At 34.8% G+C, this 23,014-nt stretch carries 20 protein-coding genes; 10 read left to right on the plus strand and 10 right to left on the minus strand.

Features of this window, described 5'->3' with window-relative positions:
• The first annotated feature begins 228 nt into the window (after nt 1-228).
• Nucleotides 229-684, plus strand: a complete 456-nt coding sequence (gene dut, locus AAHI99_RS02260; protein WP_342228059.1) for a dUTP diphosphatase — start codon at nt 229-231, stop codon at nt 682-684.
• Nucleotides 685-745: 61 nt separating this feature from the next.
• On the opposite strand, the gene AAHI99_RS02265 is transcribed toward dut, so the two are convergent.
• Together AAHI99_RS02265 and AAHI99_RS02270 are read right to left on the minus strand one after the other, a co-directional pair.
• Nucleotides 746-3,724, minus strand: coding sequence for a hypothetical protein (locus tag AAHI99_RS02265; RefSeq protein WP_342228060.1), 2,979 nt, complete (start codon nt 3,722-3,724; stop codon nt 746-748).
• An 89-nt stretch (nt 3,725-3,813) separates the two neighbouring features.
• Nucleotides 3,814-5,949: a hypothetical protein gene (locus tag AAHI99_RS02270; RefSeq protein WP_342228061.1), complete on the minus strand. Its 2,136-nt coding sequence runs from the start codon at nt 5,947-5,949 to the stop codon at nt 3,814-3,816.
• Nucleotides 5,950-6,428: 479 nt separating this feature from the next.
• Between AAHI99_RS02270 and AAHI99_RS02275 the strand changes: the two genes are divergently transcribed.
• On the plus strand, nt 6,429-7,514 hold the full coding sequence (locus AAHI99_RS02275) for a hypothetical protein (RefSeq protein WP_342228062.1): 1,086 nt from the start codon (nt 6,429-6,431) through the stop codon (nt 7,512-7,514).
• Here AAHI99_RS02275 and AAHI99_RS02280 read toward each other — a convergent pair.
• From AAHI99_RS02280 to gatC, 8 genes are read right to left on the minus strand one after another with little or no spacing between them, the layout of a single operon-like run.
• Nucleotides 7,511-8,956: an NAD-dependent succinate-semialdehyde dehydrogenase gene (locus AAHI99_RS02280; protein ID WP_342228063.1), complete on the minus strand. Its 1,446-nt coding sequence runs from the start codon at nt 8,954-8,956 to the stop codon at nt 7,511-7,513. The genes AAHI99_RS02275 and AAHI99_RS02280 overlap by 4 nt on opposite strands.
• A gap of 18 nt (nt 8,957-8,974) precedes the next feature.
• Complete coding sequence (locus AAHI99_RS02285; RefSeq protein WP_342228064.1) at nt 8,975-9,835, minus strand: HlyC/CorC family transporter; 861 nt, start codon at nt 9,833-9,835, stop codon at nt 8,975-8,977.
• Nucleotides 9,816-10,289, minus strand: coding sequence for an rRNA maturation RNase YbeY (gene ybeY / locus AAHI99_RS02290; RefSeq protein WP_342228065.1), 474 nt, complete (start codon nt 10,287-10,289; stop codon nt 9,816-9,818). Before ybeY ends, AAHI99_RS02285 begins: the two co-directional genes overlap by 20 nt.
• A complete protein-coding gene (locus AAHI99_RS02295) occupies nt 10,255-11,235 on the minus strand; it encodes a PhoH family protein (protein ID WP_342228066.1) in 981 nt (326 codons plus the stop codon). Before AAHI99_RS02295 ends, ybeY begins: the two co-directional genes overlap by 35 nt.
• Nucleotides 11,232-12,560, minus strand: coding sequence for a tRNA (N6-isopentenyl adenosine(37)-C2)-methylthiotransferase MiaB (gene miaB / locus AAHI99_RS02300; protein WP_342228067.1), 1,329 nt, complete (start codon nt 12,558-12,560; stop codon nt 11,232-11,234). Before miaB ends, AAHI99_RS02295 begins: the two co-directional genes overlap by 4 nt.
• Before the next feature lie 10 nt (nt 12,561-12,570).
• Nucleotides 12,571-14,043, minus strand: coding sequence for an Asp-tRNA(Asn)/Glu-tRNA(Gln) amidotransferase subunit GatB (gene gatB / locus AAHI99_RS02305; protein ID WP_342228339.1), 1,473 nt, complete (start codon nt 14,041-14,043; stop codon nt 12,571-12,573).
• Between the two features lie 23 nt (nt 14,044-14,066).
• Nucleotides 14,067-15,524, minus strand: coding sequence for an Asp-tRNA(Asn)/Glu-tRNA(Gln) amidotransferase subunit GatA (gene gatA, locus AAHI99_RS02310; RefSeq protein ID WP_342228068.1), 1,458 nt, complete (start codon nt 15,522-15,524; stop codon nt 14,067-14,069).
• A gap of 18 nt (nt 15,525-15,542) precedes the next feature.
• On the minus strand, nt 15,543-15,830 hold the full coding sequence (gatC, locus tag AAHI99_RS02315) for an Asp-tRNA(Asn)/Glu-tRNA(Gln) amidotransferase subunit GatC (protein WP_339051156.1): 288 nt from the start codon (nt 15,828-15,830) through the stop codon (nt 15,543-15,545).
• 224 nt (nt 15,831-16,054) lie between these two features.
• On the opposite strand from gatC, the gene AAHI99_RS02320 reads away from it, so the two are divergent.
• The 8 genes from AAHI99_RS02320 (at nt 16,055) to AAHI99_RS02355 (ending at nt 22,973) form a co-directional block, all read left to right on the plus strand.
• On the plus strand, nt 16,055-17,095 hold the full coding sequence (locus AAHI99_RS02320; protein WP_342228069.1) for a rod shape-determining protein: 1,041 nt from the start codon (nt 16,055-16,057) through the stop codon (nt 17,093-17,095).
• A gap of 12 nt (nt 17,096-17,107) precedes the next feature.
• The gene (gene mreC / locus AAHI99_RS02325) at nt 17,108-17,989 is read left to right on the plus strand and encodes a rod shape-determining protein MreC (protein WP_342228340.1); all 882 of its coding nucleotides are present in this window, start codon (nt 17,108-17,110) and stop codon (nt 17,987-17,989) included.
• 9 nt (nt 17,990-17,998) lie between these two features.
• A complete protein-coding gene (gene mreD / locus AAHI99_RS02330; protein WP_342228070.1) occupies nt 17,999-18,484 on the plus strand; it encodes a rod shape-determining protein MreD in 486 nt (161 codons plus the stop codon).
• 96 nt (nt 18,485-18,580) lie between these two features.
• Nucleotides 18,581-19,783 carry an N-acetylmuramoyl-L-alanine amidase gene (locus tag AAHI99_RS02335; RefSeq protein WP_342228071.1) on the plus strand — a complete coding sequence of 401 codons (1,203 nt, stop codon included), beginning with the start codon at nt 18,581-18,583 and terminating at the stop codon, nt 19,781-19,783.
• A gap of 617 nt (nt 19,784-20,400) precedes the next feature.
• Nucleotides 20,401-20,652, plus strand: coding sequence for a hypothetical protein (locus AAHI99_RS02340; RefSeq protein WP_342228072.1), 252 nt, complete (start codon nt 20,401-20,403; stop codon nt 20,650-20,652).
• Nucleotide 20,653: 1 nt separating this feature from the next.
• Nucleotides 20,654-20,863: a hypothetical protein gene (locus tag AAHI99_RS02345; protein ID WP_339051167.1), complete on the plus strand. Its 210-nt coding sequence runs from the start codon at nt 20,654-20,656 to the stop codon at nt 20,861-20,863.
• A gap of 149 nt (nt 20,864-21,012) precedes the next feature.
• Entirely contained in the window at nt 21,013-22,104 is a 1,092-nt protein-coding gene (locus AAHI99_RS02350; RefSeq protein WP_342228073.1) for a glycosyltransferase family 9 protein, read from the plus strand.
• Nucleotides 22,105-22,217: 113 nt separating this feature from the next.
• A complete protein-coding gene (locus tag AAHI99_RS02355) occupies nt 22,218-22,973 on the plus strand; it encodes a glycosyltransferase family 2 protein (protein ID WP_342228074.1) in 756 nt (251 codons plus the stop codon).
• The last annotated feature ends 41 nt before the right edge of the window (nt 22,974-23,014 follow it).

Raw genomic sequence — 23,014 nt, forward strand, 5'->3', positions numbered from 1 at the left:
CGTTGCCATTTAATTCGCAATCCTCATGTATCTTTAATACACCCCGGTTGCTCATTCTCATGGCGTCATGTCAAAAAATCCAATTACTTTGAGTATATTTATCTATGGTTCTTAACAAAAGTATAGGCAGCGGGGGGGCTAAATACCAATTATTAGCACCAAAAACGTTTAAAAATTGAACAGTTAGATTAGGGTATAATGAGAGCCCATTTTTCCTAGGACATCCTAATGCAAAACATCCAGTTGAAAATTTTGGACTCCCGATTGGGAGAAGAATTTCCCTTGCCTAGCTATGCAACGGATGGGTCTGCGGGTCTTGATTTACGTGCTTGTACCAAGAATACCATCCAATTATTACCCAATCAGACCGAGTTAATTTCAACCGGCTTAGCTATTCATATTGCTCAACCAAATTTAGCGGCTGTGATTTTGCCACGCTCGGGTCTTGGCCACAAACATGGCATTGTACTCGGAAATCTCATCGGTCTCATTGATTCAGATTATCAAGGCGAGCTGTTGATTTCTTGTTGGAATCGTGGTCATAGCGAGTTTGCCATCCAACCAGGGGATAGAATTGCACAATTGGTATTTGTACCCGTCATTAAAACGCAGTTTGAATTGGTTCCAGAGTTTGTACAAACTGATCGCGGCGAAGGTGGTTTTGGTCACTCTGGTGTGGAATAGATCTATAAGGTTTGAAGTAATTTCTTTTAGATTTAGAATCCTCAGTAGTTAATAATATAATTTATGATGGTGATAGATTAGCATATATAGGTTCAGACGGGATTTCGTAATTATGCGTATTTTGCTTGTTCGAAGCAAAAAAAGAGGAAAAACGATTTTTAGTAATTGAATCACTTTGTAATTTACAGCGGAGGGTTTGAACAAAGGTAATTATTTTTTGGTTTAAACTATGAATCATCTTTCTAACGTCTTTGTCTCCTAATTCCACAGAACGATTTCCAAGTAATGTAAATGCATCATCAATAGATTTTAATGTGGCTTCTAAATCTCCTTTTGTGAGCTTTACTCTCTGCTGAATAGTTTCAGGTGGTTGCTCGCTACCAAAGTTTTTTTGGACAGGTTGTAGTATTCTCCTAATTTTACTTAATTCCATATATTCAAGATAATCTTTAATATGAACAATGAGCATCACATCGTACATTCCTTTATCTACCGTAATTAATTGTTTTAAAAAATCATTACTGAGTTGATTTTTCTTTTCAAGAAGATACGTGATCAAAATTTCGTATTTTTCCCATATGCATTGAATGTTATCCAGTAATATTTTTTTGAATTGGTCAGATAAATATTTTACAGGGGAGGCAGAATTAAGATTAACATTTTTTGTTGAATCTAAAAGTAAAAAACGCTGTTCGATGCATTCAATCAAAATTTTGAATGAATTAGTGCCTTGTTCCTTCTCTAATTTTCCTTGTATATAATGCAAATGCTTCCTAGCTTCGTAGTGACTAGTGTTTATTTTATCTTTTAAAGCGTTTAAGTCCCCATGAGAAATTTGATTTTGAAATAAGTTTAGGCGTTTTTCAAGAAGCCCAATTAAATGTTTAATATCTAAAAAATCTTCAGTAATTTCTACATTCTTTGAAATTAGAATTGTAATTAATGGTTGATGTTGTTCTTGTATATCTCTTGATGGAGAAGAAGTTATACGATAATAAATTTGTTTTAATCCAAAACTGGTTATTAGATTAGCAAGGGTACTCAAAATAAAAGTATAAATTTTATCTTGTAGTTCGTTTTCTTCTTTATTTTCGGAAAAACATATTAGAATGACAGGATACAAAATAAATAAATACGAAAATAAGCGACTTAATATTTTGCTATCACAAAAATTTGCTAAACACTCAAGCAAATGCATACAAAGCTCTAAGCTTAAACCCATTGCAAAGTAAATACCTGTAGGCGATATCAGACTATCGTCATTTTCGAATGCAACGATACGATCAGGATATTTAAAAGAAAACCCATAACTGGATTGTATTGCGGAATTAATAAATATTTGACTAATCTTAAGAATTAAACGTTTCGCTTTGTCTTCTTTTGGAATGAATTTTTCTTTTGATATGTCAAACACAGCTTTGGATAAACCATAAGCAAAGCCAGAGGAAGAACCTAATACTAATCTTGAAAAAAATGCGGGCGGGTGAGCAAGTGGATGTGAGGGGATGTGTGGATTATCCACAGGTATGATTTCTGTAGTAGTTTGTTTAGGATAACTTGGTTGAGTCGAATTTAATTCTTTATAATTTTTTAAGCTAGTAATAAATTGGATAAAGTGTTCATTTTCCTTTTGAATGAAATCAATTAAACATAAGCGCATGCTTTCTTTATTGTTTACAGCACATTTTAAGATTTCTGAAAGCTTATGGTTTTCTAAAAGATAAGCAGCTAGTAGAGTAGCTTGATAGTAATTTTCCGGATTCTCGGTTCTTTGTTCAATTAAGGTTTTTAAAAAAGTGTTTTCAGATTCGTTAATTTTTTCTAGATCATGAATAACGTCAAAAGCGATAGCTCCAAAATTAAAAGCTTTAAATTTTTTTGAATTTTGTGTTTGATATAAAATAAGATTTTGAATATATTCAGGAATTGACTCGCGGATAGATGGACCCAATTTATTTACATTCATTGGAACTAAGCAGTGAATCAATTCATGCGCTAAGTTGGTAATTTTCTGCAATGAAATTGCGATTGAGTTTCCTGCTATTGTCACACCTTCACTGTTAGATGGAAAACCAAAAAGATGACTATATTGTTCAAAACTTGTTTTATTTGCAAAAATAAATAGTTTAATTATTTTATTTTTGTTTATATCAAGATTAAAAGCTTGAAATGCTTTTTTATAAGTGTCTGCACATATTTTTTGGATTTCTGAGTTAAATGTTGTTTCAGATCGTATTTCAATTTTTAATAAATTAGAGCAAGCTATAGTTTCTCTAACAGGCAAAATTTCTTGTAAGGTTTTAACTTTACATAACTGAGAAAGTTCCTCACAACTTATCCTAGCTCGTTCAAATTGCCCATTAAATTTAGATAATAAAAAGTTAAGAAAGAATTCTTCTTTGTCTTTTTTTTGTAAAACAGAGATTTTTTGAAAAATTTCATTTTGTAATGCTGAATAATTTGCATGTGTATTATAAAACGTATCTAACATTTTGCTTAATTGAGCATAAATACTTACAATTCCTTTATTAGAAAGTGAATTAAATTGATTCTGTAGGTTTTCAAATTTTTTAAAATAAAAATTAATGTTATTAAAAGTTAGTGATTTTTCTGGGAAATTAGCAATGTAGTTTAAAAATAAACGTTGATAGTTGTAGATTAAATTTTTAATATTTGCATCGCTTTTTCCTTCGAGATTAGACCAATTTAAATCCAATAAATTAAGCAAAATATCTTGCTCATAGAGTTTGTAAGGAGAAAAACTAGCTTGATTCAGGATTAAAATAAATTGATTTATTAAATCAAAAGATTCATTGGGCTTTTTGATGTACAAAAAAATTAGATGAAATAAACGACCCAATCTATCTTTGTCGATCTTATTTTCATCTTGCAAATAAAAAAATAAAAAATTTAATGCTTGAATTAAATTTTGTTTATCAGATTTTTTGTTTTTAATAAATTCTTCAATACACGTTATGCAGTTTACAATATCTCTTTCAGATAAGGAGTATTTTATTTTACTTATATTACAAGGTGCCATAAAAACCTAATTTTTTAAATTTGTCATTGAATATATAAATATCTTAACTAGGATTACGCAGCCTATCCTAGTTAAGGCAAAAAATTGACTTATGGGAAAGCTCTTGCCTGCAATGGGTGGCTTTCTTCTAAAGAATTTTGAACTGTAGCATTATCATTCGATCTAAAAAAAGAAAATCGCCCTGATCTAGATGATCGATTTTGCTCATTTGAAACACATTGACTTAATAGCAAGTGTGTAAGTAAAGATGCAGCAAAATATGCTCCATATCCCAATGAGACTTGCATTGGATTATTTTGAAACTCTTCACTTGTGAATATCATTGCAATACAGTGTAAGTTAAATAGATAATTAAAAATTAACTTTATCCATTTTTTATAACTGTCATTGTCGGTGAGACGCTCCGATGCTTGCTGACCAAGTTCTATTATGAACAAGAATGGAATGCCGCTAATTAAATTTTCAGCAAAATATGCCCCTGCAGTTGCAATTGAAGATTGTGGTTTGGGTAAAAAAGTTACCGGTCCAATTCCTGGGATGCGTAGTAAATTAATCATACTACTGGCTACCAATCGTGCGGGGTAATGAACAATATTATGTATAGCTCTCTTGTGTGCGGGATATTTTTCCTGTAATTTTTTTGAAAATTTTTCTAAATAAAAAAGACTAGCTCCTTGCAGAGCTCCTATGATTGCTTCTATAACTAAAGCTTCTGGTCTAATTGTTGTTCCAACTTCTGGAAAGACGGGATTTAAAATTTCAGGAGGATTATTATGTAAGTCCGGATTAAAAGCATTTAACTCGATAGCGTATATAACGCCGTTTTTTTCTAAAGGATAAAGTTCTAAAATATTTTTAATTTGATTATGATTCTTACACTTGCTTAGAGCAAATTCGCGAAGTGTTAACTTTTTAGTTGATACAAAATCATCAAGATTTTTATAAGCTCCATTAGTTAACAGCAGTAAAACGGTCTGAATATCACAGTCATTATCAAGTACAATTTCCAATAGAGATTTATTGTTAGGATCAACAATTGCACTAATCTGATCTGTTGTTTTTCCATTTAAATAACCACGTAAAAAGCTATTATCATGTCCTAAGATTGCGGTTATTAATTCTTTGGAAGCAAGGATAGTATTTTTTGGAGTTGGAATAAAAGGATGATGTGTTGTAATTTTGGAAGTAGTTGGAGCTTCGGTTGTAGTTGGAACGACTGGTATTTGCGGATAATCCAACCCCTCTGGATTTTTCTTGCAAGAATCTTCTAAATTATCTAAGAAATTTTTGTACGCAGGCTTATTTTTTTCAAAGAAATCAACAAGTTCAGGATTAGTGGACAATAAAAGCTGTTCAATTTCAGATTTAGACAGGTTTTCTCGAACAAAAGCAGCAAAGTTTATCAATAGTGTAGAATTTAATGTGTTTAATGACAAAGATAAAGTTTTGGGATTAATTTCTAGCTGTTCTTTTGTACATTTTCCGCTGAGCAAATTTAGTGCTAGCGCACGTATCGAATTTTTATTGGTTTCACTATCCAAAAGTTGGCTAAGAAAAGCTTCCATTGTTCTCGTCTGTAGCTCCATACTATCATCTTTACAGAATTCTAAAGAAATTTGGCCATTTGAAAAACCCGTATCTGGCTCTCGGGAATTACAATTAGAAAAATCAATTTCTAAAAGTAACTGATCATTTTTAAATGGAAATTGAAAATCTTGCGGGTCTTTTAAAAATTTTTTAAATTTTAAGTAACTAGAAATAGCGTCGGAAAAAGTTTTTTTTATAAAGACATTGTCATCTTTGGGTGATTGTTCTAATTTGAATATGTCATCTTCCAGTCTTATATAATTTTTACATATATCAAAATAATTATTATTAACAGTACAAAACCATTTTGCAAATTTTTCAACCTGAGGTTTGTTGTCAAAATCAATGGCGTATTCACAATAATATCGAGATCTAAGAAGCTGATTGAGATATTTTACAATATCTTGTCCTTGCTTATGAAATAAATCCTTTAAAATATTTAATTGCTCATTGTTATTTAAGTTAAAATCTTTAGCTATATTTAATTTAACCAAAATATAATCATATTCACAGCTAAAGGTTTTACTTATTGAGTCATCATCAAATGTTTCTAGATTTTGCCTGGGAATATCTAACTTAGGGCATAATCTATTATCAGTTGGTGTGTCAAATGTTTTAATTTTCTCTATTTTTGGCACTATATTTTCTCTTAAAGTAAATGACGGCAATCTAACAGACAAATATTAAGAAATTATTAAATAAAAAATAACTTATTAAGTTTGGTAGTGATGACACTAAAAACAAAAAGCAAGAATTCACATTGTAAAAAACAATTTTTTTAAAACCAAAAAATTTATGTGTTAAAAAAATGTAGTTATCAGAAACATTTAAAGATATATCTAGGTTAGAACAAGGCCATTCTAGTTATTTATTAAATTCTGTTAACTATGCAGTAGTTATTTCGCAGTATTTGAGATTAATGATAACAACATAAATCTTTAAAAAATAACATTACTTTGCATTTAGAAAAATTAATAGAAGATGTGAGAATGCAGATATCAATATAATTGATATATTAATAAATATATTATAAATTTTTTTTCTAAATAATTTTAAGTGCTACATATTAAAATTTTTCTGTTAGACTATCTTCAACCATGCAAATAATAAAAAAATTATGACAACTTTTACTATATTTCGCTCCAATCAAATTAAGTCGACTCAAAATTTAAAAAATGAAAATAAAAAAATAAACTTCAACGAGCTTTTACAAGCAATTAAGTTAAATAGAAAGAATGTAAGATTAGAAAAATTTAAAGCATTAACTAAACAGTATAAGTTAAATTTTTCTAATTTGTCTTCTTTAATGGATTTTTTATCTCTTTTTCCCGAAAAAAATCAGTTTGAGTTGGTAAATATTCCTGAAATATGGGCTCAAATAAAAATAAAATTCGCAGAAATAGGGAAAAGACCTGGAGTGCCATATAATCATAAAGAAACTTTATTGCTTTTAAAAAAGCTAGACGAAGTTTATCATTTCCAAGATTTTTTAAGAAAATTTTCCGTTAAAAACAAAAACGATCAATTTAATTTGTTTTTACAATTTCAGAATAGCAATTTAAAATTATTAACAGAATGTCTTAAAAGCCCTCAGGGTATTATTGAATTATTTCGATGTATCTCTGAAACTCCAGTGTCTGATTATTTTAATTTACCAATTATAGATACTGCTATTAATAATGCGTTTTTCTCGTGGGATCACGTCTTAAGTATGCTAAAAACATTCGATAATCACAATGTTTATCTATTTGTTGATTATTTATTGGAAAAAAATAAACTAAACAAAACCATTGATATAGAACAGCTCAAAATACTTTTGATAGGTTTAAACTGTGATAAAAGATCGAATTTTATTGATTATCTCTATTCTAAAAAACTTATATCACCAGAGATTAAACCTGCAGATTTTATTAGATTAGGTAAGATTTGTTTTTTTAAGAATGACGATGCATTTATTCAAACTAATTTTGTGCAAGAACAATTAGCAAGAATTTCCTTTTCTGGGGAAGATATTGATGCTCTTTTTTCTAGTTTGCCTGGTTTGGAAGAATTTTTGGTCAAACAATTAAATAAGCATGAGGATCAATTGAATAATAATACTCCAAAATGCAACCTTTTTTTTGCAAATAAAGGGAAACGTCAGTTATCATTGCCTACGATAGAAGAAGAATGTTATGAAAATAAAAAGATTAAATTAGGTTAATCAGTATTTAAACAAACATATTTAATTTCTAAATAGTCTTCGATACCATATTTTGAGCCTTCGCGGCCGATACCGGATTGTTTAAAGCCACCGAAGGGCGCGACTGCATTTGAAGCGCGCCCGGTATTGGCACCGACAATACCATAATCGAGTTGTTCAGCGACATGAATAACACGATTGACGTTTTGCGTATAAAAATAGGCAGCAAGCCCGTATTCAGTGGCATTTGCTAAATGAATGACTTCTTGTTCTTCAGAGAATTTAAATAACGCGGCAATGGGACCAAAGGTTTCTTCTTTAGCGATTAACATTTTATCGGTACAATTTTTTAAAAGTGTCGGCTGAAAAAAATTTCCACCTAAAGCATGGACTTTTCCTCCGTATACCAATTCCGCGCCTTGCTGTAACGCATCTGCAATATGTTTTTCTACTTTCTTAATGGCCGCTGCATTGATCAATGGTCCTATCTGAATATTATCTTCTAAACCATTGCCCACTTTTAATTGTTGAATAGCGTGAGCTAATTTTTCCGTAAAAATCTCATAGATTTTTTCATGAATATAAAAACGATTGGTACAAATACACGTTTGGCCACTATTACGAAATTTCGATGCAATAGCGCCAAGGATTGCCTGATCAATATCGGCATCATCAAAGACAATAAAGGGTGCATTACCACCTAATTCTAAGGATATTTTTTTTACTGAGTTGGCCGCTTTTTGCATTATTAATTTACCAACCGCAGTAGAACCAGTGAAAGAAAGTTTGCGTATCGAAGGGCTGTCAGTGAAAATATTGCCTATCATTTCAGAGTCACCCGTGACGATATTAAAGACCCCGGCCGGTATTCCCGCTTTTTCTGCGAGTACCGCCAATGCCAATGCTGAAAAAGGCGTTAATACTGAAGGTTTGAGTATGATAGTACAGCCGGCGGCTAAAGCCGGCGCACATTTACGTGTAATCATGGCGTTGGGAAAATTCCAGGGTGTAATAGCGCCTACTACACCGACAGATTGTTTGCTGACAAACAAATGCTGCTTGGTTAATGGTGCAGGTATAATGTCACCGTATATGCGTTTGCCTTCTTCGGCGAACCATTGAATGAAAGAAGCACCGTAACGAATTTCTTCCATGGCTTCTTTAAGTGGTTTGCCTTGTTCTAATGTGAGTAATAGTGCTAAATCATTGATATTTTCTAAAATTAGCGTATACCAACGGTATAATAATTCACCACGCTCTAAAGCCGTTTTTGATCGCCATATCGGCCATGCTAGTTCTGCTGCGATGATTGCATCATGTATGTTTGTAGGGTCTAAATCAGGAACTGTTCCGATAATTTTTTCTGTGGCAGGATTTTTAACGTTAATCGTTTTTTTCGTGTTCGCCCATTTCCCATTGATATAACAACTTTGCTGAAACAGTGAAATATTGTTTAATTTCATATTGAGAATCCCGATTTTTCAATCTTTGGTTTTTTCAATAGTGACTTGCAATAAGCGAATAATTCGATTATCCGCACGTAAAACTTTAAAGTGAAAAGGATGAATAGTAATACTGGCACCACGTTTCGGTAAGTAACCAAAACGATTCGCGATTACGCCACCTATCGTATCAAATTGATTGGTTGCCAAATCAGAATTAAAAAAGTCATTAAAATTTTCAATAGGCATCATCGCTTTGACAATAAATTGATTCGGGTTTTGTTCCTGGATAAAAACTTCGTCATTCGCATCATATTCATCTTCAATTTCGCCAACAATTTCTTCTAAAACATCTTCAATAGTGACCAGGCCAGAAACAGCACCATATTCGTCAACAACGATAGCCATATGATAATGTTTATGTTGAAATTCTTCGAGTAAACTGTCTAAGCGTTTACTTTCGGGTATAAAAACTACAGGTCGTAGGATGTCGCGGATATTAAAGCTGCTTTGATGGGCTAAGGGATTGTATTTTAGTAAATCTTTTGCCAATAATAAACCAATGACGCGTCGTTTATCGTTGATAACCGGGAAACGCGAGTGACCAGATTCAATTACCATGGGTAACAGTTCAGCCAAATGTGCTTTTTCATGAATAACTGTAATTTTGGCATGGGGTACCATAATATCTCTGACGTGTATGTCAGAGATTTGTAATACACCTTCTAGCATTTTCAGCGCTTGTGCATTGAGTAAATTGCGTTGTTTAGCATAATACAATAACTCAATGAGTTGTTTTCTATTTCTTGGTCCTTGTTTGAAAACTTGATGAACACGTTTTAACCAGGGCTGACGATTTTTTTTAAATTTAATTTTATCGTCAGATGTAGGGGTTTTCATAACCTAATTCCTTCAATATTTGAATTTCTATAGTTTCCATTTTACTAGCATCTTTATCATGAATATGATCGTAACCTATCAAATGTAAACAACCATGAATAATAAGATGCGCCCAATGAGCTAGGCGGTTTTTTGCTGGTTGTTTAGCTTGTTGATTAACAAGGGCGGCACATATCACTAAATCGCCTAAAAAATTAGAGGAAACTTCAGGTGGCGGTTCAAAAGGAAAAGATAAAATATTAGTAGGGCCTTTTTTATGTCGATAAGTTTTATTAAGGGAAGCACTTTCCTTTTTGCTAACGAGTCGTATGTTTACTTCGTTAGGTCCAATTTGCTTTGCTAAAGCTTTGTTTACCCATCGCTGTAGGAAATAACGGCTAGGAATAAAAGTGTTACTAGCAATAATTTGTATTGTGATTTTAATGCGCTTTTCTTTGATTTTCGTTTTGCGCATAGGCTTGTAGTATGGCTTGTACCAAAGTATGTCTAACAATATCTTGCATTTGAAATTCAGTAAAGCTGATACCCTTTATATTTTTTAAAATACTTAAACAGTGACACAAGCCTGATTCTAGGCCACGTGGTAAATCGGTTTGTGTTGTATCACCACTCACAACTACTTTAGAATTAAATCCGATACGCGTTAAAAACATTTTCATTTGTTCTTTCGTCGTATTTTGCGCTTCATCTAAAATAATGAAAGCATCATTTAAGGTACGCCCGCGCATATAAGCCAATGGAACCACTTCAATAATATGTTGTTCGACGAGTTGCATTACTAACTCAAAACCGAGCATGTCATTTAATGCATCATAAAGTGGGCGAAAATAGGGGTCGAGCTTTTGTGAAAAATCGCCAGGTAAAAATCCTAATTTTTCACCGGCTTCAACAGCAGGTCTAACGAGTACTACGCGACTAATTTGTTCCTTTTCTAACGCGGCTACGGCACAAGCGACAGCTAAGTAAGTTTTTCCTGTCCCTGCTGGACCTAAACCAAAATTAATATCGTGATTTAAAATACGTTCAATATATAAACCTTGATTCGGGCTATGTGGTTTGATGGGGCCACGTTTAGTTTGAATCATTATGCCTGGAGTTTTGGGAGGCTTTAGCGTCATATGGGGATCAGTTTGAGCCGTTTGTAGCACTAAATGAATGGTATTCGAAGTCAATGTGGTTTTTTTAGTGCCGGTTTCTGCGTAAAGATGGTGCAATACTTTGGCAGCAATTTCAACAGCCACGTTAGGACCATTAATTTGAAAGTCATGACCACGATTATAGATACAAACGTTGAGTTTTTGTTCAATTTGACGTAAATGCTGATCAAATGGACCACAAAGATTCGCTAAACGATGATTGTCTTCTGGAATAAGTTGAAAAGTATAAGCTTGAGTATTCAATTTACTATTAATTCTCCTCGTAAAGAGTTTCTTAATACCTCAGTAATAGTAATAGGAACTAATTGCCCTATTAAGCGCGTGTGACCTCTGAAGTTAACCACGCGGTTATTTTCTGTGCGTCCTTGCAGTTCATTTTCATTTTTCTTAGAAGGACCTTCAACCAATATTTGATGGACCTGACCAACCATTTTTTTACTTAGGGCTTGTCCTTGAAATACTAGGAGATTTTGCAGGATCTGTAAACGTTGTTTTTTTTCTGCACTTGTTACATCATCAGAAAGCTCGGCTGCGGGTGTTCCGGGTCGACGGCTATAAATAAAACTAAATGAATTATCAAAACCTATGGACTCCACTAAATTAAGTGTGGCTTGAAAGTCAGATTCAGTTTCCCCAGGGAATCCAATAATAAAATCTGAAGATATCGCAATATCAGGTCGAACTTTGCGCAATTTACGAATTTTAGATTTAAATTCTAAGCTTGTGTAACCACGCTTCATGGCGGCTAAAACTCGATCTGAACCACTTTGCACGGGTAAATGCAAATGATCAGCTAATTTTGGTACATCAGCATACGCTTGAATGAGGCGATCTGAAAACGCTAAGGGGTGAGAAGTGGTAAATCGTATGCGTAAAATATCATCGAGTGCGGAAATATAGCGAATTAAATCGGCTAAATCTGCAGTGCCACCTTCATAGCGCGGACCTTGATAGTCATTAACATTTTGGCCTAACAAGGTAATCTCACGGACACCTTGTTCACTCAGTTGTACAATTTCTGCGAGCACATCATCTAAAGGACGGCTAATTTCTTCACCGCGTGTGTAAGGTACGACACAAAAACTACAATATTTGTTACATCCTTCCATGATAGATACAAATGCACGTGGACCTTCCGCTCTTGGAGTGGGTAAATGATCAAATTTTTCGATTTCTGGAAAGGAAATGTCCACCACGGATCGTTTTTTTTCTAAAACTTGATTGATCATATCCGGAAGTCGATGCAAAGTTTGCGGACCAAATACGATGTCCACAAAAGGTGCGCGCTGAATAATGCCTGCACCTTCTTGACTTGCGACGCAGCCACCTACCGCGATAATGATGTGGGATCGCAATGCTTTAAGTTTACGCCATTGCCCGAGCTGCGAAAAAACTTTTTCTTGCGCTTTTTCACGAATCGAACAGGTGTTTAATACAATAACATCCGCTTCGTTGGGATCTTTAGTCAAGACTAAATGATGAGAATGAAATAAAAGATTATGCATACTCGCCGAATCGTATTCATTCATCTGGCAGCCATGCGTTTCGATATAGAGCTTTTGTAACATAAATTTCTTTTTAATGATCAAGTTTTTCTTTTAATAGACTATTTAATTGTTGTGGATTTATTTTACCACCGGAAGCTTTCATCACTTGACCGACAAAAAAACCAAATAGTTTATCTTTTCCTGCTCTATAATCAGCTAATTGTTCAGGATATTTTTTTAAAATCTCATCAATAATTTTCAAGATCGCGGATTGATCCGTGACTTGCTGTAGATTTTTTTCTTGAATAATTTCATCACTGTTTTTGTTACTAACCCATAATTCTTCAAACACATCCTTGGCTATGGTGCTAGAAATAGTATGATCAGTAATGCGTTGCAGTAGACCCGCAAGTCGTTTGGCATTAATAGGAGATTCAAAAATGCTTAAATTGGATTTGTTTAGAGCGGCAGCAAGTTCTCCCATGATCCAATTAACTGCTAATTTAGCCGGAATTTTTTCTTTGACAACCTCTTCAAAATAGTCAGCTAATTCGCGAACTGATGTGAGTAAGCTCGCATCATAAGCACTTAGTTTATATTCAGTTTGAAAACGAACATGTTTTTTTTGTGGTAATTCAGGCAAGGTTTGCTTTATTTTTTCAATAAAGTCAGCATTGATGACGACAGGGCATAAGTCTGGATCGGTGAAATAGCGATAATCTTTAGCGTCTTCTTTACTACGCATGGGGCGGGTTTCTTGTTTATCCGTATCATATAAACGAGTTTCTTGATCGATACTCCCACCTATTTCTAAAACGTCAATTTGACGATTAATTTCATATTGAATAGCTTTTTCAATAAAACGAAAAGAGTTTAAATTTTTAATTTCTACACGTTTCCCCAATTGTTTTTGATTGGCTCTACGTACAGAGACATTGGCGTCACAACGAAATGAGCCTTCTTGTAAATTTCCATCTGAGATATCCAAATAGCGAACCAGTGTATGTAATGTTTTAAGATAAACAACCGCTTCTTTGGGTGAAGTTAAATCGGGTTCCGAAACAATTTCTAATAATGGAGTTCCAGCTCGATTTAAATCGATACCGCTCATATTTTCGAATCCTTCATGCAAAGATTTTCCAGCATCTTCTTCTAAATGGGCTCGTGTGATACGAATAGTTCTTTGCTCACCATTTTCTAGCGCTATCGTTAGGTGTCCTGGTCCGATAATAGGATTTTCATGTTGACTTATTTGATAGCCTTTAGGCAAATCAGGATAAAAATAATTTTTACGCGCGAAGATTGAATAATGAGGAATATTTGCTTGGATACTTAAACCAAATTTAATCGCCATATTCACTGCTTCTGCATTTAAAACGGGTAGCACACCGGGTAACGCTAAATCTACCGCACACGCTTGTGTATTGGGTTCAGCGCCATAAGCGGTAGCAGCACCTGAAAAAAGCTTTGACTGAGTTGATAATTGAACATGAACTTCAAGCCCTATAACCGATTCCCAAGTACTAGTAGGTTTCTCGGATGACTCGAGCTCATTATTGTACATGGATTTTTTGTTTTCAGCCGAGGTCATAGATTGAAATTCTCCGGTATTTTTTTATGCCAATCAGTCTCTTGTTGATAACAATGTGCGGCATTCAATAATTTTGCTTCAGTAAAAGGGCTGCCAATAAGTTGCATGCCTAAGGGAAGTCCATCAACAAATCCCGCTGGAATTGAAATGGCAGGTAGACCCGCTAGATTGATAGCAATGGTGTAAATATCCGATAGATACATACTGACCGGATCATTAGTTTTTTCACCTAATTTGAATGCAGTGGTCGGTGTGGTAGGACCTAGAAGGATATCAACTTTTTGAAACGCTTGTTTAAATTCTTCGATTAAAAGCGCGCGTATTTTTTGTGCTTTAGCGTAATAAGCATCATAAGAATCAGCGGATAAAACATAAGTGCCCATTAACAGCCGACGTTTTACTTCATTACCAAATCCTTCACCCCGAGTTCTTTCATATAAATCTTTTAAATCAGTAGGATTACTGCAACGATAACCATAGCGTACGCCATCATAGCGAGCAAGATTGGAGGAACATTCGGCTGAGGCAATAATATAATAAAGAGGAATAACTAAATGACAGTTGGGTAAACTAACACTGCTAACTTCTGCACCTAACTTTTCATAAAGTTTAATCGCTGATTGAATCGTTGCTGCTACTTTAGGGTCAAGATCTTCAGAAAAATATTCCTTGGGTAATCCAATTTTCAGGCCCGCGATTGAATCATTCAGTGTTAACATATAGTTAGGGACTGGTCGGTCAATACTTGTCGAATCTTTCTCATCAAACCCCGCCATGACATTCATTAAAAGGGCAGCATCTTCTGCTGTCTGTGTCATCGGACCGGCTTGATCTAAGCTAGAGGCAAAAGCAATGAGCCCATAGCGTGAGACACGGCCATAAGTAGGTTTAAGCCCGGTAAGATTACACAATGCGGCAGGTTGTCTTATAGATCCCCCGGTGTCTGTACCCGTTGCGGCAGGGGTTAATCGGGCAGCCACCGCGGCACTTGAGCCACCGGAAGATCCCCCGGGTACACGTGAAATATCCCAAGGGTTTTTTACTGCACCATAAAAACTGTTTTCATTGGATGAGCCCATGGCAAATTCATCCATGTTGGTTTTACCTAATAACACAGTTCCAGCTTGATTAAGCCGATTAACTAAGGTTGCGTCATAGGGAGCAACAAAGTTAGCTAACATTTTCGAAGCACAACTTGTTTTAATACCCGCGGTACAAAAAATATCTTTATGTGCGAAAGGAATACCTGTCAAGGACCCAGCGCTGCCATTTTGGTATTGTAAATCGGCCCGTTTGGCTTGTTCTAGCGCTAGGGATGGTGTGACAGTAATAAAACTATTTAAGGTTTTATCATATTTATCGATACGCGCTAAAAAAAGTTGTGTTAATTCTGTACTCGATACTTTTTTTGCTCGAAGCGCGTTAGATAACTCAGTGATCGTATAATTATGCATAGTTAGTAATCTCTAAAGTTATTCTAAAACAAGGGGGACACAATAAAGGCCTGCCTCAGTATACTCAGTGAGCTGCTGAAAATCTTTCCTATGAACAATTTCTGTGATTTTGTCAGCACGTAAGCGTTGTGTGATGCCAAAAGGGTGAGCAACAGGTTGTACTGAGGTGGTATCTACAGCATCCATTTGCGTTGCAAGCTTAAAGATGCCTTGTAGGCTCTTTAAATACTGAGCGGCTTCTTCAGGATTGATTTGTATCCTAGCTAAATCAGCAATTTTATTAACGTCTTCAAGCGTAATCACCATAATTAAGTGAAACTCCAAATCTAGTACAGTAAAAAGCTCGGTATTATACCTATTACGCTTAGATTTGCGAATCTGTAAATATTACGCGGATCGATGTGTATTCCAGCAGCTTTAATTTTTGCTATCTTATGAGGTTGCTTGCATAAAATCTTCTAGATTTGCTAAAGTGCGTAGGCACACACTATATTGTGTAGGTAAACGCTCATACGTAGGTGGTCAACTTTATGCTAAGCAAATTCCGCGGTTTATTTTCTAAAGACATTTCCATAGATTTAGGCACAGCAAATTCATTAATTTATGTTCGTGGCGAAGGAATTGTCCTTAATGAACCGTCCGTAGTCGCTATCCGTTTAGAAGATGGTAATCAACGTCGCGTACTCGCAGTAGGCTGGGAAGCTAAACGCATGCTAGGGCGTACTCCGGGTAATATTAGTGCGATACGGCCCCTAAAAGATGGTGTGATTGCTGATTTTTATGTGACTGAAAAAATGTTGCAGCATTTCATTAGTAAAGTGCATCAAAATCGTTTTTTACGTCCTGCTCCTCGAATTTTGGTATGTGTCCCTTGTGGATCTACACAAGTTGAACGTAGGGCTATTCGGGAATCGGCTTTAGGAGCCGGGGCTAGAGAGGTCTATTTGATTGAAGAGCCTATGGCTGCCGCTATTGGCGCAGGCATGCCCGTTGACGAAGCGCGCGGATCATTAGTAGTTGATATTGGTGGTGGAACAACGGAAGTTGCTGTTATTTCTTTGGGTGGGGTTGTGTATTCACAATCAGTCCGTATTGGTGGAGATCGATTTGATGAAGCGATTGTCAATTATGTTCGACGTAGTTACGGAAGTTTAATTGGTGAACCCACCGCAGAGCGAATTAAGCATGAAATTGGTACCGCTTTTTCTCTATCTGAAGTGCGCGAAATTGAAGTGCGTGGACGTAATATTTCAGAAGGTGTTCCCAGAGCTTTTGTTTTGAATAGCAATGAAATTTTAGAAGCCTTGCAAGAACCATTATCCAATATTATTGGAGCCATTCGTACTGGCTTAGAACAGACACCTCCTGAATTAGCCGCAGATATTTCGGAAAGAGGAATGGTTTTAACGGGCGGTGGTGCATTACTAAGGAATTTAGATCGATTAATTACTGAAGAAACCGGTATGCCCGTCGTGGTAGCAGAAGATCCATTAACCTGCGTTGCGCGAGGTGGTGGTCGTGCGCTCGAGATTATCGATGAAATGGGTGGAGATTTTCTAGTCAAAGATTAGCAGGTAAGCGCTATTAAACTATTATTTAACCGTGGAAAAACCTCTTTAGGGTTAAGGTTAGTTTTTTTTGTTCTTTTATCTTTGTTATTGATTCTATTAGATTATCATCACTATTTACCCTCGTTGCGTCGTGTATTAAATAACGTCGTAGCTCCTTTGCAGTATATGGTAGATGCTCCGGTACAACTGTTCCACAGTATAAAAGACAATTTTGTAACACGACAAAGAATTCAAGCTGAAAATACCACTTTAAGTACGCAACAAGTTTTATTGCAAGCCAAATTACAACGCTTTGCGGCTTTAGAAAGTGAAAATAGGCAATTGAATCAATTATTAGCTGCGACTGAACATCTAAAAAAACAACATTTTCACTTGGCACGACTATTATTGGTTAATGCTGATCCTTTACTGAATGAAGTGATAGTCGATAAAGGACAAGCGGATGGTGTTAAAATAGGTCAGCCAGTCTTGGATGCCAATGGTGTGATGGGTCAAGTCGTCAGCGTCGATTTTTTAAACAGTCGTGTACTATTACTAACCGATTTTCGTAGTGCGATTCCAGTTCAAGATGTGCGTAGTGATGTGCGTGGTATTTTAGTGGGTCGAGGACGACTCGCAAAACTTTTATTAAAAGATATTCCTGGCACAATGGATATTAAAGTAAATGATCTGTTAGTTACTTCAGGTTTAGGTGGACGTTACCCAGCAGGCTATCCTGTAGGCGTCGTCAGTGTCGTTAACACGAATGTTGCTACACAATTTGCTAGTATAGAGGTTGATCCGAGTGCACAATTAAATAGAAATCGGCCAGTATTATTAATTTCTTCAGTCAATACGCCGACTACTGAAGTTAGTTCGAAAGCTAAAACCATCCCACGAGCGCTTAAAAAGTAGGATAGCGGAATGAAACCACTTTATTTTTCTACCTTATTTCTTGTTGCGATTAGCTTTTTTGCAGCGATTATACTTAATATTATTCCATTACCGCCTGCTTTAACTCTATTTTTTCCTTTATGGTTACCATTGGTTTTAATTTATTGGATTATGGTATTGCCTGAGCATATTCATTTTACTTTAGCCTGGATACTCGGATTATTTATTGATGTCTTATATGGTAGCTGTTTGGGGGAACATAGTTTGGCTTTATGCATAGTTGCCTATTTAGCTTACCGTTTTCATTTGCAATTTCGTATGTTCCCATTACCGCAACAAATATTATTTATTTTTGTTATGCTTATGATCTATCAGGTTGTGCTGATTTTGATACAAAACTGGCTGGGATTTCCGGTTGATTTTCGTTGGGCTTGGATTCCCTTATTAGTGAGTGCCTTAGTTTGGCCATTAATGAATAATGTGCTGAGAATAAATCCTTTAGATATGCGTCATTAATTTTAATGACGAAATTTTTTATTAAACTCATTTAATTAATACAGTATACTAATTTAGATGGTAAAGAATTTTTTTATGAAAAATTAAGGAGTTTATATGAATATAACAAAAGATCTTGCAGACCCATCTAATTATGATAAACGTATTCGCTCTATCGTACTACATTATACTGTTTCAGACGAAGACGATTCTCGTGAGACACTTAAACATGGAGGCGTAAGCGCGCATTTTTTAATTCCCAAAGTAGCTAAAGCCGATGGGACTGATGTATGGCAATGCGTCGATGAAGCGGATCGTGCATGGGATGCGGGAGTTAGTGTTTGGCAAAATCGTAGTGGTCTTAATGATACATCGATAGGTATAGAAATAATTAATTATGCTTATGGGTTAGTACAGGATTCAGGAGATGTATTATTTACTTATCAAGTTGAGAGTCTGCTTAAGGAATTTATTTTACAGACTTTGCAAGAAAAAGATAAAGATTTTTTTGAGCTTTTAAATAAAGAGAAATTATTAACTGCTTTTTTATCCGACATGAGGCGTGGCTTAGTGCCGCCGCGTGATCGTGAAGCTTATAAAGAAAAGGTGTCTTCAGAATTAAAAGCTAAATACAAGCAGTTAACTAAAGAATGGCGTGAAAAAAACGATGCTTTTCAACATATTAAACAAGAAGATCTTTATCAATTAGAACAGCAAGGTAAACTCAAATGGGATGAATTTACTGAGCATCAACATCTTACATTGGTTAACTTGCTAAAAAAATTACTTGAAGATCTACAAATTAAGGATGGCGATATTATTCGTTATCAAATAGATCCTACCGCTATCATTGGGCATTCAGATATTGCCCCTGGCCGCAAGCAAGATCCCGGTCCTAAGTTTCCATGGAAATATTTAGCGGAACAAGGTATAGGCGCCTGGCCTGACGAACAAATGGTATCGACAATTGAGAAGGAGATTAAGATTGAGTATGGAATTGATTATAAATGGATACAAGATAATCTACGACATTATGGATACAAAATAGAGTCAACAGGTCAATTTGATACACAAACTCAAGATGTCATCAGAGCTTTTCAAATGCATTTTGAGCCTGAAGATTATTCTGGAGAGCCTAATGTAAAAACCATTAGCATATTAGAAGCGCTAATTAAAAAATATTACCCAGACAAGCAATCGGATTATCCACGTTCTTTTAACCCTTCTAATGAAAAAAAAAGTAGTTCTTTCTTTAAAGTGAGTCCAAACTTAGAAGCAGGTAACACAATAAGTGCTTATAATTGTTGTGTAATTAGTTAACCATCATTATCTTCATTACAATGTTGATCATACTTTATTTGGTCAACATTGTTTCTTTTAAGAATATTCTTTGCACTTAAATTTTTGTAATTTGTGTTGCCGCTCAGTTCGCATCTCATGTATCGTAATATACTCCGGTTGCTTCACAAGCCGATCTATTCCAAAAAATCAATTGCTGTGAGTCTATCTATTTTTTATCTAACAAGCTTATTGCTAATTATTTATTGTGCTTAATAATTTAATCATCAGTGCGTAACTTGTTGTATAAGCTGTGAAAAAGCCTTTGAAAACTTGTGGATAATGCAATCTTTTGCTAAAGTTGTTATACGTGATTGTATAAAATAACGTAAGTAAAATACATAATACTATATATAGTTGTTCAAAATAAAATTAACACTATATTTAGTAAGACTGGATTTTATAACTTATGCGTCAAAATTTTCAAAAAAATTTATGCTACAAAAATCTAACAAATATAAGCTTAACTCAAGTCAAATTAAAGAGCTATTAAAGCCTACTGAGTAGATTGAATATCTAGGTTGCTTAATTCCAATAATTACATATTCAAAATCAAAATATTATCAGCAATCTAAAGAAAATGGTTCCAAGGGGGATATATGTTTAGTAAAGCGAGTAATAAGCGTAGTTTATTAAGTTATTCAGGAAATGCAGCTTTTAAAAAACGTATCGCACCAAAAATAGCTGCTCGTATTCAAAGACCTATTGATGTCTCTTTAAGCGGGGAAGATGCTTGTTTAAATAAATGGCTAATGGACAATCTAAGTACCATACTGCCAATTCACATTACTTTAGCGGCAGGCCGTCCCTCAGCACAGAGGATTACAAAACCCTATCTTAAAAAGGCTTAATATGAGCAAAGTAAAGATTATATTATCTGATGGTACAGAATTTGAGCATGATTTTGGTTGTAATAACCATTATGCGGAAATGTTTCAAATTATTCGTGAGATTATTGGTATTGATTCTCGAGTAAAGTGGTTTAAAGATTTAAAAGATGAATTTTATAACATCCAATGCTTCGGTGATGTTAAAGTTGATATCTCTAAAAATAATTCTTAAAGATTGCTATTTTTTATAAAATAGTGCACGATTTGGTGTTTATAAGCGTCTAAATTAAGCACTCAATGGATGGGTACTTAACTCTATAAATGATAAACACTTTGAATTTTTCTCTGCAAAGATTTGCTGAGTGAAATATTAGTAAGGATATGCAAAAATCACCGCCAGGAAGGCTTTTAATTGTTTGTATTCGTCGTATCGGCGATGTGTTACTTGTTACACCCTTAATTCGGACCTTTAAATATCATTGGCCAAAAGCGAAAATTGATCTTTTGGTTTTTAAAGGCACGGAATCTATTCTTAATTTAAATCCTGATATAGAAAATATTATTAGCATCGATGAACGTCCTGATTTTTTCCAACATTATCAAATAATCAAAAAAATTTTTCGCGTTTACGATATGTCTGTATCCACATCGTCTGGAGATAGAGCCACACTTTATGCCTATGTTGCAGCTAACTATCGAGTAGGCATGTTAAGTACTGATAAAAGTCGGTGGTGGAAACGTCTTTTACTCTCTAAAGCTGTAGAATTTGATAGTAATTTTACGCATACCGTATTAATGAACTTACGATTGGCAGAAATTTTACAGATAAGTCCTAGTTCAGAAATTGTTATTGCTTGGCAGGAAAAAGATTCTCAGAAAGTAACGCAGCTCATTGATACGAATAAAAAACTAGCTATTTTACACCTATGCCCTAAATTTTCTTATAAAGAATGGGTTAAAGAAGGTTGGGTAAGCGTAGCCAATTGGTTATTAGGAATAGGTTATACGGTTGTGTTAACGGGAGATAAAAACGAATCAGAAAAAAAAATGGCCGCAGAATTGTTGGATAAATTACCACAAGGTGCAATTGATCTGGTCGGCAACTTAAGTTTAAATCAACTCGGTTTTTTATTAAGTAAAGCTAAAATTTATATTGGTCCAGATACGGTAGTGACGCATATGGCAGCTGCATTAGGTACTCCAACTATGGCGATATTTGGTCCAAGCAATCCTGTACAATGGGGTCCTTGGCCTAAAACATGGGGATTAAATAACCCATTTGTGCGAGTAGGATCTCAGCATCGGAATAATGTGTACTTAATGCAAGGCTCGGGAGTATGTGTTCCTTGCTTTCAAGAAGGCTGTGATCGACATATAAAAAGTCGGAGTCGTTGTTTGGAAGATTTAACCGCACAACAAGTGATTAATAAAGCCAAACTGCTCATTAATTATTCAGAAAGCCTTGCTACATAAATTTCATTCCTGTTGCAAGACATTAAAATGGATGGACGAACATCTTCCTAAACCTCCCTATTGAGTAGATGGATGATATATGATGCTAGCTTTTAAGGGTTTAAAAAAATTATATGTTAGCGTTAAGTGTGATTGTGATAGTTAAAGATGCGGCGCAGGATATCCAGCGTTGCTTGGAATCAGTAAAATGGGCTGATGAAATTATTATTTTGGATTCAGGAAGCCAAGATAACACCTTGGAGATTTGTCGAAAATATACGCAGAATATTTTTTCAACCGATTGGCCAGGATTTGGTATACAAAAGAATCGAGCTTTAGATAAAGCTCATGGTAAATGGGTATTGTCTATCGATGCGGATGAAACCTTAAGTTCAGGCTTAGTAGAAGAAATAAAACAAATTATCTCGAAAACCGAGAGTCGATATGATGCTTATACTATAAAAAGAATATCCTTTTTTTGCGGGAAAAAAATTCAATATGGTGATTGGAGCAGAGATAAAGTAGTTAGATTATTCCGTCGATTACCACCCATTCGATTTACACCCGCGATCATTCATGAGAAATTGCAGGGATATTCAAATGTTGGAAATCTAAAAGAAGTGATTTTTCATGATACCATGAAAACAATTAGCCAAGTATTACTGAAACTAGAACATTATTCTAGCTTTGCTGCGCAAAAGTCGTATCAACAACACACAAAATCTACGCTGTTAAAAGCAATTTTGCATGCGAAATGGTGTTTTATTCGTGGTTATTTTTTACGTTTAGGCTTTTTGGATGGTCGAGAAGGCTTTATATTGGCAGTTTCTAATGCATTAGGTGTTTTTTATCGTTATGTAAAATTAATATATCTTTATGAATTAGGATAAATCATGTTTGCAGATTCATTAAGTTGTTCTCGCCCTGTCTA

Source organism: Rickettsiella endosymbiont of Rhagonycha lignosa, from assembly GCF_964031165.1.
Classification (GTDB): Bacteria; Pseudomonadota; Gammaproteobacteria; order Diplorickettsiales; family Diplorickettsiaceae; genus Aquirickettsiella.